The following is a 14,009-nucleotide window of genomic DNA, read 5'->3' as shown; positions in this document are numbered from 1 at the left end:
GCGCCAAAACCAATGGCAAGCCAAGGCGTATCGCCTGACCGTTTCCACCATTGCTTGGAGAGCGTCCAAATGAAAATGACGACAGAAGAGGCCTTTGTTAAGGTTCTGCAGATGCACGGCATCGAACACGCGTTCGGGATCATCGGCTCGGCCATGATGCCGATCTCGGACCTGTTCCCCAAGGCCGGGATCATGTTCTGGGACTGCGCTCATGAAGGCAGCGCCGGCATGATGGCCGACGGCTACACCCGCGCCACCGGCAAGATGTCGATGATGATCGCGCAGAACGGCCCCGGCATCACCAACTTCGTCACTGCCGTCAAAACCGCCTACTGGAACCACACACCGCTGCTGCTGGTCACACCGCAAGCGGCCAACAAGACCATCGGTCAGGGTGGTTTCCAGGAGGTAGAGCAGATGAAACTGTTCGAGGACATGGTCGCGTATCAGGAAGAGGTCCGCGATCCGTCCCGCGTCACCGAGGTTCTGAACCGCGTGATCATGAAGGCCAAGCGCGCCAGCGCCCCGGCCCAGATCAACATCCCGCGTGACATGTGGACTCAGGTCATTGACGTCGAACTGCCCGCGGTCGTCGATTTCGAGCGTCCCGCAGGCGGTGAAACCGCAGTCGCAAAGGCCGCCGAACTGCTGTCGAACGCCAAGAATCCCGTGATCCTGAACGGAGCGGGCGTGGTGTTGGCCAAAGGCGGCATCGAGGCCTCCAAGGCTCTGGCCGAGCGTCTGGATGCGCCGGTTTGCGTCGGCTACCAGCACAACGACGCCTTCCCCGGCAGCCATCCGCTGTTTGCCGGCCCGCTGGGCTACAACGGGTCCAAGGCAGCGATGGAGCTGATCAAGGAAGCCGACGTGGTCCTGTGCCTCGGCACGCGCCTGAACCCGTTCTCGACCCTGCCGGGCTATGGCATGGAATACTGGCCGGCTGACGCCAAGATCATCCAGGTCGACATCAACCCCGACCGGATCGGCCTGACCAAGAAGGTCTCGGTCGGTATCGTCGGCGACGCGGCCAAGGTGGCGAATGGCATCCTGGCGCAGCTGAGCGACACGGCCGGAGACGAAGGCCGCGCCGAACGCAAGGCCAAGATTGCCGAGAAGAAGTCGCGTTGGGCCCAGCAGCTCAGCAGCATGGACCACGAGGACGACGATCCAGGCACCAGCTGGAACGAGCGCGCACGCGCGGCCAAGCCCGACTGGATGAGCCCCCGCATGGCATGGCGCGCCATTCAGGCCGCGCTGCCGAAAGAAGCGATCATCAGCTCGGACATCGGCAACAACTGCGCCATCGGCAACGCCTACCCGTCCTTTGAGGAAGGTCGCAAGTATCTGGCCCCCGGCCTGTTCGGACCGTGCGGATATGGCCTGCCCGCCATCGTCGGCGCCAAGATCGGCTGCCCGGACGTGCCCGTAGTGGGTTTTGCCGGTGACGGCGCCTTCGGCATCGCGGTGAACGAACTGACCGCCATCGGCCGCGAGGAATGGCCTGCCGTGACGCAGATCGTGTTCCGCAACTACCAGTGGGGCGCGGAAAAGCGCAACTCGACCCTGTGGTTCGATGACAATTTCGTGGGCACCGAACTGGACACAAAAGTGTCCTATGCCGGCATAGCCCAAGCCTGCGGCCTTAAGGGTGTTGTCGCCCGCACCATGGACGAGCTGACCGCCGCCCTGAGCCAAGCCATCGAAGACCAGAAAAACGGCATCACCACCCTGATCGAAGCCCTGATCAACCAGGAACTGGGTGAGCCGTTCCGCCGCGACGCGATGAAAAAGCCTGTGGCCGTGGCCGGCATTTCGGCCGACGACATGGTGCCGCAGCAGGTCTGAGCGGGAACGGAGCTGGAGCGGATGACCCTGACACCCATTGAGTTGTTGCGTCAGCAAGCTCCGGCAATCCGGCCAATCGTTGCTCTGAGCGAAGGCAGTGATCCCCGCATCGTTGCGGGGGCGCTTGCCGCCCGGTCCGCAGGGCTGTCCGACATCATCCTTGTCGGTCCGCGGGCAGAAATCGAAGCCGAGTTGCTGGCGCAGGGCGCCGCACCGGGAGATGACCTCTCCATCCATGACCCGACCGAGTCGCCGCTGACCGAGGAGTTCGCGGCCATCTACCACGATCTGCGCCGGCACAAGGGCGTTGATGCAGCGTCGGCCCGGTCCGCGGCCGAAACGCATTTGGTCTACGCGGCCATGCTGGTCCGGACGGGCCGCGCCACGGGGACCGTCGGCGGCGCGGTTCACACGACCGGTGATGTGGTCCGTACGGCGATTCAGGTGATCGGCCTGGCACCGGATGCCGGATTGGTGTCCTCGTTTTTCTTGATGTATCCGCCGGACCCGGGCGGACCTGATGCCCGCGCGATGCTGTTTTCCGATTGCGGGCTCGTGATTGATCCGACCGCATCGGAGCTGGCCCATATCGCGGCGGCCTCGGCCCAGTCGGCCCGGGCCATCCTGCGGGAACAGCCGTCGCTGGCGATGCTGAGCTTTTCAACCAAAGGCAGCGCAAGACATCCCGGTGTCGACAAGGTTACCGAGGCAACGCGCCTTTTGCGCGAACAGCATCCCGAGCTGCATGTCGACGGCGAGCTGCAATTCGACGCGGCTTTCCACCCCCCCGTCGGCCAGAAAAAGGCTCCGGGATCGACTGTGGCCGGCAAGGCCAACGTCATGATCTTTCCCAATCTGGACGCGGGAAACATCAGCTACAAAATCACCCAGAGGATCGGTGGATACATGGCGATCGGTCCGGTGCTGCAGGGTCTGGCCCGACCGGCGAATGATCTGTCCCGGGGCTGCAGCGCCGAGGATGTCGAACAGATGATCGCCGTGACCGTGCTGCAGGCATTGGGAACATGACCATCAAATCTGGCGCCATCGTCAGAACAGTATTCTAAATCCGGGCTGAAAGTGACAAGTTCGTCCCGACGCAAACGACTGGATCCGCAAATGACCCATCAGCAGCCAATCCTCGACACGTCCCCCAAGGTCTCGGACGAGGTTCGCAAGACAACCTGCTACATGTGTGCCTGCCGGTGCGGGATCAACGTCCACATGAAGGATGGCAAGGTCGCATATATCGAGGGCAACCGTGACCACCCGGTGAACAAGGGGGTTCTGTGCGCCAAAGGCAGCGCGGGCATCATGCAGGTCAACGCCCCGTCACGCCTGCGCGCTCCGCTCAAGCGGGTGGGTCCGCGCGGGTCGGGTGAGTTCGAGGAAATCAGCTGGGACGAAGCGTTGGACATCGCCGTCGGCTGGCTCAAGCCGCTGCGCGAGGACAACCCCGAGAAGCTGGCCTTTTTCACCGGCCGCGACCAGTCGCAATCCTTTACCAGCTTCTGGGCCCAGAATTTCGGCACCTGCAACTATGCGGCCCATGGCGGTTTCTGCTCGGTCAACATGGCGGCTGGCGGCATCTACACGATGGGCGGCGCGTTCTGGGAATTCGGCCAGCCCGATTGGGACCGCACCAAGCTGTTCATGCTGTTCGGCGTGGCCGAGGACCATGACAGCAACCCGATCAAGATGGGCATCGGCAAGATCAAGGCGCGCGGTGCCCGCGTGATTGGGGTGAACCCGATCCGCACCGGCTACAACGCAGTGGCCGATGACTGGGTCGGCATCACGCCCGGGACCGACGGGCTGTTCATCCTGTCGCTGATCCATGTGTTGATGAAAGCCGGCAAGATCGACCTGGATTACCTGAGCCGCTATACCAACGCCCCTGTCCTGGTGAATGCCGCCGAAGGCCCTGAAAAGGGCCTGTTTCTGCGGGACGCGGACGGCAAGCCGCTGGTGATTGACCGGGCCACGGGGCAACCGACGGCCTTCGACAAACCGGGCGTCCGGCCCGACCTGACCGCCACCTATGACATGGACGGCATCACCCACCGCCCGGTCTTCCACCTGATGGCGGAAAAATACCTCAGCGACGAATACGCCCCCGAAGCGGTGGCCGAGAAATGCGGCATACCCGCCAGCCGGATCCGCGCCATCGCCGGTGAGCTGGCGCGCGTCGCCTTTGAAGAGGCCTTTGAGCTGGACCAGGAATGGACTGACTTCCGGGGCGAAAAGCACAGCAAGATGATCGGCCGGCCGGTGGCCATGCACGCGATGCGCGGCGTTTCGGCCCATGCCAACGGATTCCAGACCTGCCGCGCGCTGCACGTGCTGCAGATCCTGCTTGGCACGGTCGAAGTCCCGGGTGGGTTCCGCTTCAAGCCGCCCTATCCGAAGCCGGTCGAAGCACACCCGACCCCCCATTGCAAGGTCACGCCAAACTCGCCCCTGGACGGCCCGCATCTGGGCTTCGTGCGCGGCCCCGAAGATCTGGCCCTGAAGGCCGATGGCAGCCCGGCACGCATCGACAAGGCCTTTACCTGGGAAAACCCGATGTCCAGCCACGGGCTGATGCACATGGTGATTTCGAATGCTCACGCGGGCGATCCCTACAAGATCGACACGCTGTTCATGTACATGGCCAACATGTCCTGGAACTCGACCATGAACACCAAGGGCGTGATCGAGATGCTGACGGACAAGGATGACAACGGAGACTACGTGATCCCGCGGATCATCTACTCCGACGCCTATTCCTCGGAAATGGTGGCCTATGCCGACCTGATCCTGCCCGACACGACCTATCTGGAGCGCCATGACTGCATCTCGCTCCTCGACCGCCCGATCTGCGAGGCTGACGGCGCCGCAGATGCGATCCGCTGGCCGGTGATCGAACCCGATCGCGACGTGCGCGGATTTCAGACGGTGCTGATCCAGCTGGCCAACAAGCTGGGTCTGCCGGGCTTCACCGATGAGGACGGCTCGGCCAAATACACGGACTATGCCGACTACATGGTCAACCATCAGCGCAAGCCAGGCATCGGCCCACTGGCTGGATTCCGCGGCGCAGATGGCTCGCAGGTGGGTCGAGGCGACGTGAACCCGAACCAACTGGACCGCTATATCGAGAATGGCGGCTTCTACCTGGAACACATCCCGGACGAGGCCCTGTTCTACAAACCCTGGAACGCCGCCTATCAGGACTGGGCAGTGGGAATGGGCCTGTATGACAGCCCGCAACCCTACCTGTTCCAGCTCTATTCCGAACCGATGCGCAAGTTCCAGCTGGCCGCCGAAGGCCATGGTGACCGCCAGCCGCCCGAACACCTGCGCGGCCGCATCAAGGAAACCATGGAACCGCTTCCGATCTGGTACGAAACCGACCAGACCGGAAACGAAGGCTTTACCGTCAACGCCCTGACCCAGCGCCCCATGGCGATGTATCACAGCTGGGGCACCCAGAATGCCTGGTTGCGGCAACTGCACGGGCGCAACCCGCTGTATGTTCCCACCAAGCTGATGCGCGAACACGGACTGAAGGACGGGGACTGGGCCAAAGTCAGTTCTCCGCACGGAGAAATCACTGTGCCGGTGATGGAAATGGCCGCGTTGAACGACAACACCGTCTGGACATGGAACGCCATCGGTAAACGCAAAGGGGCATGGGCGTTGCAGCCCGACGCACCCGAGGCGACCAAGGGCTTTCTGCTCAACCACCTGATCCACGAACTGCTGCCCCCCAAGGGCGACGGCCTGCGCTGGGCCAATTCCGACCCGATCACGGGACAGGCCGCCTGGTTCGATCTGAAGGTCAAGATCGAAAAAGCCGAAGCACCGGCAGACGCCCAAAGCCAACCGGAATTCCCGCCAATCAAATCTCCGGTCGGCACCGGCCCCAAGGATCTCGCATGGAAGGTTGGCAAATGACGCTGCCCCACACTCCATTTGGCCCGCAATACTCCGGGGATGAATTGAGCCGAGCGGCTCAGGAGGGGGCTGCCCCCCTTTCGGCCCCGGCCCTCGACAAAGAGCAGACGCCATGACCCAACTTCCCCAATCCACCGAGCGAAAAATGGGCCTGGTCATTGACCTGGATACCTGCGTCGGCTGTCATGCCTGCGTGATCTCCTGCAAGGGCTGGAACACCGAGAACTACGGCGCCCCCCTGTCCGATCAGGACGCCTATGGCGCGGACCCCTCGGGCACATTCCTGAACCGGGTGCACTCCTACGAGGTGCAGCCGACCGAAGGTGCCGCCCAGCTGATCCATTTCCCGAAATCCTGCCTGCATTGCGAGGATGCGCCCTGCGTCACCGTATGCCCCACCGGCGCCAGTTACAAGCGGGTCGAGGACGGGATCGTGTTGGTCAACGAAAGCGACTGCATCGGCTGCGGCCTGTGCGCCTGGGCCTGCCCCTATGGCGCGCGCGAACTGGACGCAGCAGAGGGGGTCATGAAGAAATGCACCCTGTGCGTCGATCGCATCTACAACGACAACCTGCCCGAGGAAGACCGCGTTCCCGCCTGCGTGCGGACCTGCCCCGCGGGGGCCCGCCATTTCGGTGATCTGGGCGACCCCGACAGCGAGGTCAGCCAACTGGTGGTCGAGCGCGGCGGAATGGATCTGATGCCCGAAATGGGCACCAAACCGGTCAACAAATACCTGCCACCCCGCCCCAAGGATACGGTCGAAGAGCAGATCGACATCCTGGCGCCCCTGCTGGCGCCGGTCGCTGACGAGCCGAAGGGCTTCCTTGGCTGGCTGGACAAGGCATTGGAGAAGCTCTGACATGCATCCCGCACCTTCCGTCATCCTGTTCACCACTCTGTCGGGGCTGGGCTTCGGCCTGCTGTTTTTCCTGGGCCTCGGCTTTCCGAATGTCTCGGGCTGGGTGGCCTTCGTGTTCTTTGCCATCGCCTATGCGCTGTCCGTGGGTGGGCTCATGGCCTCGACCTTTCACCTCGGCCACCCCGAGCGCGCGCTCAAGGCGTTCACCCAATGGAAGACAAGCTGGCTCAGCCGCGAGGGCTGGTGCGCAGTTCTGGCCCTGTTGGTCATGGGGCTCTATGCGATCGGCGCGATCTTTCTGGACCAACGCTGGTCCGGTCTGGGTCTGATCGGTTCGCTGCTCTCATTGGCGACCGTATTCACGACCTCGATGATCTACACGCAACTCAAGACGATCCCACGGTGGAACCTGACACTGACGCCCGTAATGTTTCTGAGCTTCAGCGTGGCCGGTGGCGCGCTTCTGGCGGGGCAGACCGCATTTGCGATCCCGCTGCTGTTGATCGCCGCGCTGGTTCAAATTCTTTACTGGCGTTCGGGCGATCAGGCCGTGGCCAACTCGGGAACCAACCTTGGTACGGCAACTGGTCTTGGCGACCGGGGTTCTGTCCGCGCGTTTGAACCGCCGCATACAGGAACCAACTATCTGCTGCGCGAATTCGTTCACGTTGTCGGACGCAAACACGCAGACAAGCTGCGGGCCATTTCCTTTGCCTTGGCCTTCGTGGTTCCCGTCGGTCTGTTGATCCTACCGATCAACCACCTGGTCGGAGCGCTGGCGGTGCTGTCTCATATGGCGGGTATCGCAACTTCGCGCTGGCTGTTCTTTGCCCAGGCTGAACATGTGGTCGGGCTGTACTACGGCAAGCGCTAAGTCACCCTGCAAACAAGAAAAGGGCGGTGCCGGTTCTCCCGGACACCGCCCTTTTTCTTTCGGAACGCGCCTGATCAGATCAGGCCTGCATGCTCCATCGCGGCATCAATCGCGGCCTTTGTGCTGTTTTCCAGCGTCGTCAGCGGCGACCGCACTTCTTCGGTGCAGCGTCCCAGTTTGCTGAGCGCGTATTTCGCACCCACCAGGCCCGGTTCGATGAATATGGCTTCGTGCAGCGGCATCAACCGATCCTGATACTCCAGCGCCGTCGCATAGTCGCCGGACAGGGTCGCCTGCTGGAACTCGGCACACAGCTTCGGGGCCACGTTTGCGGTGACCGAGATACAGCCGACGCCACCATGGGCGTTGAAACCCAGGGCCGTCGCGTCCTCACCCGAAAGCTGGCAGAAGTCTTTGCCGCAGGCAGCGCGCTGCTGGCTGACGCGGGCAAGATCGCCCGTGGCGTCCTTGACACCGATGATCCGAGGCAGTTGCGCCAGCGCACCCATGGTGTCAGGGTTCATGTCGATGACCGAGCGGCCCGGAATGTTGTAGATGATGATCGGAATATCCGCACAGTCATGCAGCGCCCGAAAATGGGACAACAGGCCTTTCTGAGTCGGCTTGTTGTAGTAGGGCGTGACGACCAATGCCGCATCCGCACCCACTTTCTGTGCGAATCGCACGAACCGGATGGCTTCGACCGTATTGTTCGACCCGGCCCCGGCGATGACCGGCACGCGCCCCGCGGCGGCCTTGACCACCTCGGCCACTACGGTTTCGTGTTCCTCGTGGCTCAGCGTCGGGCTTTCGCCGGTCGTGCCGACGGGCACCAGACCGGTCGACCCTTCGGCAATCTGCCATTCCACCAATTGTTTGAGCGTATCCAGGTCCAACTCGCCGTTGCGGAACGGGGTGACGAGAGCTGGCATCGAGCCTTTGAACATGGAACGCTCCTTGAGGTTCAATCGTGTGATGTGCGCCGCGGGCCGACACGAATTTAGGTTTCTTGAGTTGATCCCGGCGGCGCAAGGTTTATCCTGAATGGCTGTATCCTCGGTTGGTCGGGAAATGCAAGGGATGACACAGATTCTGTCGCTGATCGCGACGATGATTCTAGCTTTGACGCTTCAAACTCAGGCCGTGCGGGCCGATGCGGTGTCCGATCTTCGGGCCGCAATGTCCGAAATGCGCAAAGGCGACTGGAACGCCGCGTTGCGCGTGGCCGGCACCCGCGGTTCGGTCGCGCGCGACATCATCGTGTGGCACTGGCTGCGCCAAGGGTTCGGCAGCTCGGGCGATGTTCTGGTCTTTCTGGATCGGCGGCCCGATTGGCCGGGCCTTGCCTGGCTGCGCCGCAAAAGCGAGCCGTCCTTTACCGGCGCGGACCCGGACCGGGTGCTGAAGTTCTACAAGGACACCCCCCCGCAGACCGCCGAAGGAGCTCTGAACTATGCCGTGGCACTGAAGGCCAAGGGCCGAACCGGTGAGGCCGAGGCGGATATCGTCACTGCCTGGCGGACGATGCCGATGGGCTCGGGCCTGCAGCAGGACTACGTTCAGAACTTCGGGTCACTGCTGAAACCGCATCACGAGGCTCGTCTGGACCGGATGCTGTGGGATGGTCATCTGATCAGCTCGGCACAGATGCTGCCGCTGGTCAGCGAACACTATCGCAAACTGGCCGAAGCGCGGATCGCCCTGCAAAAGCGCCAACCCGGCGTGGATGGCAAGGTTGCCTCCGTTCCGAAGGCGCTTGCCGATGATCCGGGGCTGGCCTTTGACCGGTTCGTATGGCGGGACCGCAAAGAGCTGGACGACAGCGCCATTGACCTGATGCTGGCGCGCTCGACCAGCCCGCAGGCACTGGGCGAACCCGACAAGTGGGCCGAAGGGCGACGCAGGCTGGCTCGGCTGGAAATGCGCCGGGGTGATGCGAACCGGGCCTATGCCATCGCCGCCAATCACCACATGACACCCGAGATGGGGTATGGATATGCCGACCTCGAGTGGCTGTCGGGTTTCCTGGCTTTGCGCAAGCTGAACGACCCGGCCACAGCCGTTCGGCATTTCCAGAACTTCCTGGGGGCTGTGAAGTCTCCGATCTCGATGGGTCGGGGCGGGTATTGGTTGGGCCGGGCCTACGCCGCAACCGGAAACGCCGAGAAAGCCTACGAGGCTTATGCAATCGGCGCCGACTACCAGACCTCGTTCTATGGCCTGTTGGCTGCAGAACAGATCGGACGGCCATTTGACAGCGACCTGGCCAACCCGCGCCGGGCGCCCCATTGGAAACAGGCCGAGTTCGCCAAGTCCAGTGTGCTTGAGGCGGGGCTGCTGCTGATACGAGCTGGCGAGCCGGAATTGGGCGAACGGTTCCTGACGCACCTGGTCGAAAGCCTGGATCCGGTGCAGGCCGGCCAGCTGGGTGATCTGGCGGTCGAGTTGAAGGAGCCGCATCTGGCGGTGATGATCGCCAAACGGGCCGCGACGAATGGAGTCGTATTGCCCGCGGCGTATTACCCGGTGCATCCCGTTGCGGATATCGGATTGCCCATGGCCAAGGAAATGACCCTGGCCATCGCCCGTCGCGAAAGCGAATTCGACCCGGTTGTAATCAGCGGTGCCGGCGCGCGCGGCCTGATGCAGGTAATGCCTGCGACCGCCAAGCTGGTCGCGCAGGAACTGGGCATTCTCAGCGGCCATCAGACGGGACGTTTGACCTCGGATTGGCGATACAACGCCAAACTGGGGGCAAATTATCTGGCCAGGCTGGCTGACGAATTCAACGGCAACGTCGTGATGATGGCCGCAGGTTACAATGCCGGCCCCAATCGCCCGAAATCATGGATGGACCGCTACGGCGACCCGCGAACGGGCGCGGTGGATATCGTCGACTGGATCGAGACGATCCCATTCAACGAGACCCGCAACTATGTGATGCGGGTGACCGAAAGCCTGCCCGTCTACCGCGCTAGGCTGGGCAAACCCGCGCTGCCGATCCCCTTCTCGCAGGAGTTGGTCGGATCAACCCTGTCTGCGTTCGCGCCATAGGGTGAACAGACCCGCCGCCACCACCAGCCCCGCCCCCGCGACCACCGCGGGGCGCAGGGTCTCGTCAAAGATCGTGATGCCCAGGATTGCGCTCCACATCAGGTGGAAATAGGCAAAGGGCTGTACGGCGCTGGCCTCGGCCATCTCGTAGCACTTGATCAGCAGCCAATGCCCCAGAACACCGGTGATGCACAGCAGCCCCATCCAGAACCAATCCCGCGGCAACATTGGCTCCCAGAACCACAGGCCGATGCAGGTCATGACCAATGCTCCCACGATCCCGGTCCAGAAGAAACTGGTTGCGGTGCTGTCCTGACGCGCGGCATAGCGGGTCAGCAGACCGTAGAACGCAAACATCAGCGCCGAGATCAGGGGGATCACTGCCCACGGATTGAAGACGCCCATGCCGGGCTGCAGAATGATCAGCACACCAACGCATCCGACCCCGATGGCCGACCAGCGCCGCCAGCCGACCTTCTCGCCCAGCACCGGCCCGCTGAGCGCGGCGACCAGAAGCGGATAACAGATGAACACCGCCTGGCTTTCGATAAGGCCGAGAATGGTAAAGCCGTAGACGGCGACGCAGATCTCGCCGGCAAGCAGCAGGCCGCGCAGGATCTGCAGGCCCGGTTGCCGGGTCCGGGCCGCGGCCGCCAGACCACCGGGTGCACGCGCCGCCAAGGCAATCACGAAAGCCGCAAAGAACCAATATCGCAGCATGACCACCATGTAGGTGTTGTACGTGCCGGCCAGATGGCGCGAGATGCCGTCCTGCAACGCAAACACGATCGTGGCCGCGATCATCAGCACAATACCCGCCCGCACGTTGTTTGTCTGGGTCATGCCTTGGTTGCTCGCGTCATGTGCCGTTTGCGGCCGTACCCCGGCGCGCGGGACACCGAAAACCCGGCATCCTGCAACCCACGCCGCACGAACCCGGCTGCGGTATAGGTGGCGGCCGTCCCTTCGGGCGCTGTATGGGCCGCCACTTGCCGCATCAATTCCGGCTGCCACAGCTCAGGGTTCTTGGCGGGCGAGAACCCATCCAGGAACCAGGCATCGGCAAGCCCGTCCCAAAGGGGCAGGGTCTGGCGGGCATCACCTTCAATCACGGTCAGACGCAGCGTGTCCAAATCACAGCGGCCACCCTGCCATCGGTCAAGGAACCGGCCGGCCCAGGGCGCCAGCTCGGGAAAGGCCGCAAGCGCGCGTTTCATGTCGGCAGGGGCTATTGGAAAGGCTTCGAAACTGGTGAACGTCAGCGGACCCGATTGTCCGGACTTCTCCCATTCCGACCAAGCGGTCAGCATGTTCAGTCCGGTCCCGAATCCCAGCTCGGCGATTTGAAAGCCGGGGGCAAAGCGCGCGGGCAGATCGTTGCCCAGCAAAAAGACATGACGGGTCTCCTCCAGCCCGTTCTGAAGGCTGAAATAGGGGTCGTCGAAACGATCAGAAACAGGGACTGTCTCATCCCTCCACGACAATTTGGCGCGCTGGTCTGCCATCGGGAATTCCTGTAGCTAAGCGGCGCGACACTGAACAAGGAAAAGGGGATTGGCAATGGTCGATGTGACGATCCGCGGGGCTGGGATATTCGGCCTGTCCATCGCCTGGACCTGTGCACGACGTGGCGCCAGGGTCCGGGTCGTCGATCCCTACGGCGCGGGTTCAGGGTCCAGCGGCGGGCTGGTGGGCGCGCTTGCCCCGCACGTTCCGGAAAACTGGAACGACAAGAAAGCATTCCAATTCGAAAGCCTGCTGATGGCCGAACCGTTCTGGCGACAGGTTGAAGCCACCGGCGGCGTTTCGCCTGGCTATGCGCGTCTGGGGCGGATCCAGCCCATCAACGACCCAAAGAGCCTCGACCTAGCGCATCAGCGTGCGACCTCGGCCCGCGACCTGTGGCAGGGCCGGGCTGAATGGACCGTGGTCGAGGCGCGCTCGGTCGGATCATGGTGCCCGCCCAGCGCAACGGGTTTCGTCATCCACGATACGTTGAGTGCACGCATGCATCCCCGCCGGGCCTGCGCTGCGCTGGTCGCCGCGCTGGCCGTGATGGGGGTTGAGGTCGTGCCCGAGGCCCCGGACACCGGGGCAGTCATTCATGCGACCGGGGTGTCCGGCCTGTTGGAACTGTCCGATGCTTTCGGCAAGGCGGTCGGAAACGGGGTCAAGGGACAGGCGGCACTGCTGCGGTTCGACGCGGGCCAGGTGCCGCAGCTGTTCGCGGAGTCGATCCATTTCGTACCCCACGCCGACGGGACACTGGCCATCGGCTCGACATCCGAGCGGGACTATGACGACCCGACCGGCACCGATGCTGCCCTCGATGATGTGATCCAGCGCGCATTGCAGGCGGTTCCTGTTCTACACGGCGCGGAAGTGATCGAGCGTTGGGCCGGAGTCCGCCCCCGCAGCAAGAGCCGAGCGCCGATGCTGGGCGCACACCCGCTGCACAAGGGTCAGTTCATTGCCAATGGCGGCTTCAAAATCGGGTTCGGCATGGCCCCCAAGGTGGCCGCGGTCATGGCAGACCTGGTGCTGGACGGACAGGATACGATCCCCGAAGGCTTCCGCCCCGAGGCGTCACTGTGACCGTGGAAGGGCCACGGCCTGCATGCACTGCCGACCGTCCGGACCGCGGACCCATAAATCGTTCCCGTTTCGGCACAGCGTGGCAGGCTCGAAATGCATCAGCGGAGAGGACGCGCGAAAGGAAAACTCGGCCAGCGACCCCATGAGATCGGTGGCGAGCAGCATCAGATGCTGCGCCAGAAGCGGTCCATGGACCACCAGTCCGGCATAGCCTTCGACATCGCGGGCATAGTCAAGGTCATAGTGGATGCGGTGGCCATTGAAAGTCAGCGCCGAGTACCGAAACAGCAGTGTGGTGTCGAACTCGACCCGGCGCAGGTCTGTTTCGTCCGTCCGGGCAACCGGGGCCGCTGGTTTTGGTGCATCGGACGACGGATCCTCGCGATAAACAAGGTCCTGCCATTCGGTCAGACACAGCGTGTCGTCCTGCCAGATTTCGTGCTTGAGGGTCACAAACCCCAAGGGCCCAGTCCGTCCGGTCTTGGTGCTCACATTGCTCAAGGTCGAGCGGCGTTCGGCTGGTGTGCCAGCGATCAGCGGAGCGGCGAACCGCAGTCGCCCACCGGCCCACATCCGACGCGGAAGACCGAGATCGGGAACCAGCCCTCCGCCCACCGCGGGATGGCCGTCGCGCCCCAAGCCCTCGGGCGGGCGCGGTGACCAGAAATACAGCTGGTGAAAGAACGGCGGCAGCGACGTGCCCATGCCGATCGAAGGTGCCTGCCCCAACGCGACCTGAAACGCCGCCGCCCGGGCAGGGTCCATCACGTCGTATTGAATTTCCGAGGAAGCTTGATCCGTCATGGCCGCACCCTAAGCAGGCTCGGCCAGCCGGACAAG

General features: G+C 63.2%; 11 protein-coding genes. 7 read left to right on the top strand and 4 right to left on the bottom strand.

All coding sequences use genetic code 11. The features are described 5' to 3' along the window. The first annotated feature begins 69 nt into the window (after positions 1 to 69). The 5 genes from xsc (at position 70) to ACR0JC_RS12790 (ending at position 7,520) form a co-directional block, all read left to right on the top strand. A complete protein-coding gene (gene xsc / locus ACR0JC_RS12810; protein ID WP_170342343.1) occupies positions 70 to 1,845 on the top strand; it encodes a sulfoacetaldehyde acetyltransferase in 1,776 nt (591 codons plus the stop codon). Positions 1,846 to 1,866: 21 nt separating this feature from the next. Continuing rightward, positions 1,867 to 2,874: a phosphate acetyltransferase gene (pta, locus tag ACR0JC_RS12805; RefSeq protein WP_170342341.1), complete on the top strand. Its 1,008-nt coding sequence runs from the start codon at positions 1,867 to 1,869 to the stop codon at positions 2,872 to 2,874. A gap of 90 nt (positions 2,875 to 2,964) precedes the next feature. Further along, positions 2,965 to 5,784: a molybdopterin oxidoreductase family protein gene (locus ACR0JC_RS12800; protein ID WP_170342339.1), complete on the top strand. Its 2,820-nt coding sequence runs from the start codon at positions 2,965 to 2,967 to the stop codon at positions 5,782 to 5,784. 112 nt (positions 5,785 to 5,896) lie between these two features. After that, positions 5,897 to 6,646, top strand: a complete 750-nt coding sequence (locus ACR0JC_RS12795; protein ID WP_170342337.1) for a 4Fe-4S dicluster domain-containing protein — start codon at positions 5,897 to 5,899, stop codon at positions 6,644 to 6,646. A gap of 1 nt (position 6,647) precedes the next feature. Next, complete coding sequence (locus ACR0JC_RS12790) at positions 6,648 to 7,520, top strand: dimethyl sulfoxide reductase anchor subunit family protein (protein WP_480763960.1); 873 nt, start codon at positions 6,648 to 6,650, stop codon at positions 7,518 to 7,520. Positions 7,521 to 7,594: 74 nt separating this feature from the next. Here the strand turns inward: ACR0JC_RS12790 and dapA are convergent, their stop codons facing one another. Further along, positions 7,595 to 8,467, bottom strand: a complete 873-nt coding sequence (dapA, locus tag ACR0JC_RS12785; RefSeq protein ID WP_170342332.1) for a 4-hydroxy-tetrahydrodipicolinate synthase — start codon at positions 8,465 to 8,467, stop codon at positions 7,595 to 7,597. Between the two features lie 133 nt (positions 8,468 to 8,600). On the opposite strand from dapA, the gene ACR0JC_RS12780 reads away from it, so the two are divergent. Then, positions 8,601 to 10,574, top strand: a complete 1,974-nt coding sequence (locus ACR0JC_RS12780; protein ID WP_170342330.1) for a lytic transglycosylase domain-containing protein — start codon at positions 8,601 to 8,603, stop codon at positions 10,572 to 10,574. On the opposite strand, the gene ACR0JC_RS12775 is transcribed toward ACR0JC_RS12780, so the two are convergent. Both ACR0JC_RS12775 and mnmC2 read right to left on the bottom strand, forming a co-directional pair. After that, a complete protein-coding gene (locus tag ACR0JC_RS12775) occupies positions 10,548 to 11,417 on the bottom strand; it encodes a DMT family transporter (RefSeq protein WP_170342328.1) in 870 nt (289 codons plus the stop codon). The genes ACR0JC_RS12780 and ACR0JC_RS12775 overlap by 27 nt on opposite strands. Then, positions 11,414 to 12,079, bottom strand: a complete 666-nt coding sequence (gene mnmC2, locus ACR0JC_RS12770) for a tRNA (5-methylaminomethyl-2-thiouridine)(34)-methyltransferase MnmC2 (RefSeq protein ID WP_170342326.1) — start codon at positions 12,077 to 12,079, stop codon at positions 11,414 to 11,416. Before mnmC2 ends, ACR0JC_RS12775 begins: the two co-directional genes overlap by 4 nt. 55 nt (positions 12,080 to 12,134) lie before the next feature. Between mnmC2 and ACR0JC_RS12765 the strand changes: the two genes are divergently transcribed. Continuing rightward, a complete protein-coding gene (locus ACR0JC_RS12765) occupies positions 12,135 to 13,169 on the top strand; it encodes an NAD(P)/FAD-dependent oxidoreductase (RefSeq protein WP_170342324.1) in 1,035 nt (344 codons plus the stop codon). Here ACR0JC_RS12765 and ACR0JC_RS12760 read toward each other — a convergent pair. Continuing rightward, positions 13,161 to 13,973: an HTD2 family dehydratase gene (locus ACR0JC_RS12760; RefSeq protein WP_170342322.1), complete on the bottom strand. Its 813-nt coding sequence runs from the start codon at positions 13,971 to 13,973 to the stop codon at positions 13,161 to 13,163. The genes ACR0JC_RS12765 and ACR0JC_RS12760 overlap by 9 nt on opposite strands. Between the last annotated feature and the right edge of the window lie 36 nt (positions 13,974 to 14,009).

The organism is Ruegeria sp. CH5 (assembly GCF_056537025.1).
The sequence above is the reverse complement of the archived record's forward strand: the minus strand, read 5'-3'. Positions and strand labels throughout refer to the sequence as shown.

Bases quoted from the DNA above. Each gene is read 5' to 3' on its own strand.
- ACR0JC_RS12765 (WP_170342324.1), top strand. From the start codon at position 12,135: ATGGTCGATGTGACGATCCGCGGGGCTGGGATATTCGGCCTGTCCATC.
- pta (WP_170342341.1), top strand. From the start codon at position 1,867: ATGACCCTGACACCCATTGAGTTGTTGCGTCAGCAAGCTCCGGCAATC.
- ACR0JC_RS12790 (WP_480763960.1), top strand. From the start codon at position 6,648: ATGCATCCCGCACCTTCCGTCATCCTGTTCACCACTCTGTCGGGGCTG.
- dapA (WP_170342332.1), bottom strand. From the start codon at position 8,467: ATGTTCAAAGGCTCGATGCCAGCTCTCGTCACCCCGTTCCGCAACGGC.
- ACR0JC_RS12795 (WP_170342337.1), top strand. From the start codon at position 5,897: ATGACCCAACTTCCCCAATCCACCGAGCGAAAAATGGGCCTGGTCATT.
- ACR0JC_RS12775 (WP_170342328.1), bottom strand. From the start codon at position 11,417: ATGACCCAGACAAACAACGTGCGGGCGGGTATTGTGCTGATGATCGCG.
- mnmC2 (WP_170342326.1), bottom strand. From the start codon at position 12,079: ATGGCAGACCAGCGCGCCAAATTGTCGTGGAGGGATGAGACAGTCCCT.
- ACR0JC_RS12760 (WP_170342322.1), bottom strand. From the start codon at position 13,973: ATGACGGATCAAGCTTCCTCGGAAATTCAATACGACGTGATGGACCCT.
- ACR0JC_RS12800 (WP_170342339.1), top strand. From the start codon at position 2,965: ATGACCCATCAGCAGCCAATCCTCGACACGTCCCCCAAGGTCTCGGAC.
- ACR0JC_RS12780 (WP_170342330.1), top strand. From the start codon at position 8,601: ATGACACAGATTCTGTCGCTGATCGCGACGATGATTCTAGCTTTGACG.
- xsc (WP_170342343.1), top strand. From the start codon at position 70: ATGAAAATGACGACAGAAGAGGCCTTTGTTAAGGTTCTGCAGATGCAC.